This is a genomic window from Komagataeibacter melomenusus (assembly GCF_013155395.1).
Taxonomy (GTDB): Bacteria; Pseudomonadota; Alphaproteobacteria; order Acetobacterales; family Acetobacteraceae; genus Komagataeibacter; species Komagataeibacter melomenusus.
On sequence record NZ_JABJWC010000098.1, the window covers coordinates 1 to 1,439 of the forward strand.

General features: G+C 65.5%; 2 protein-coding genes. Both read right to left on the bottom strand.

Annotated elements, in window-relative coordinates:
- Positions 1-889 (bottom strand): MSMEG_0565 family glycosyltransferase (locus HNW77_RS17170; RefSeq protein ID WP_172159309.1); only part of this gene is annotated, 889 nt, incomplete at its 3' end.
- The coding region (locus HNW77_RS17175; RefSeq protein ID WP_241694550.1) for an AIR synthase-related protein at positions 886-1,439 on the bottom strand (554 nt) is incomplete at its 5' end. The genes HNW77_RS17175 and HNW77_RS17170, both read right to left, overlap by 4 nt.

The window sequence follows — 1,439 nt, forward strand, 5'->3', positions numbered from 1 at the left end:
CGAGCGCCTCCAGCGGGCACAGGCCGAACCCTTCGGTTACGGACGGATAGGCCAGCACATCCGCCTGCCGGTAGAAGGCGGGCATGTCCTCATCCGCAACCGGCCCGGTGATGGTGACATGATCGGCCGCACCGCTTTCGCGCAGACGCGCCATGAACCGGGTGCGGTAGGCAGAATGATCCAGCAGCGAGGCCCCGCCAGCCACAACCAGATGCACATCAGGCCGTTCGCGGCGCAGGGCCACAAACGCTTCCATCAGGTGCAGCGTGTTCTTGCGCCGCTCGATCCCGCCCACGGACAGGATCAGGTGACGGTCGGCAGGCAGATGATACCGCGCCCGCAACGTGGCATCGTGCGCGGTTGGGACGTGCGAAAAGCGCACGGGATCAACCCCGTTGCCCACGACCGGGGCTTTACGGCCATGGTCGTTGCGCAGGACATCTTCCCACATTGTGCTGACGGTAAACAGTTCGGCCGCCGCCCTGATCCCCCGTTCCTGCCGCGCGGCAAGGACCGGGTGCGTGAAATGGTCAAGATGGTGGACCGTGCGGGCAAAGCCCGGTATCCGTCCCTCTTCCACCAGTTCGGCCAGTGCATTGGCGCTGATCGGGTCCTGCGCGTGCAGCACGTCAAAATGCTGCCCACGCAGGGCGTCCCTGATCTCGCCAATACGGCGTTCCACCAGCGTTGGCAGGTCGGTCTCGGGCACGGCCGGGATGCAGTTTGTGGCGCAGCGGGGCGTACGGAAAAAACCGGCCCCGGTTACATCCGGCGCGATCAGCGTGGCGTCGTGGCCTGCGTCGCACAGGGCTTCGGCCAGCGCCATGCCATGCACCACGCCGCCACGGGGATTGGTCGAATGGGTCAGGATGCCGATGGAGAGGCTCATGGCGCACACCCCATGAGCGGCGTCCGGGCGAGATCCCAGAAGGTTTCCTTCTCGTCCGCCCATGTGACATCCAGCCGCTGCGTGCTGTCGCACCGACCGATGACACAAGCCGCAATGCCCCGTCCATGAAACCGGGCCATGATCGCTTCGGCATCCTCGGGCCGGGCCGTCAGCAGATAGCCATAGCTGGGGAAGGCTGACAGCCAGCGTTCCATTGGTGCATCGTTGGGGCGTGGAATGTCATCGAGCGTGATGGTCATGCCGATACCCGAACATTCGGCCAGCATGAGCGCGGTGCCCAGCAGTCCGGCCATGCTGATATCCTTGGCGGCGCGGCTCAGGCCGTCCTCGGCAATGCCGGGCAAGAGATCGAGATCATCTCGAAGGCGTGCCGCCCCCTCAGTGTGACACAGTGCGGAACTGGCATCCCAGAACGGGTGCGGGTCGTGCCAGCGGCCGCGCAGGTCGATGGCGGCGATCAGGACTTCGCCCGGTCGGGCATCGAAACTGGTCAGCAGATGACGGGCACGGCCAAGGATCGCCACCGACA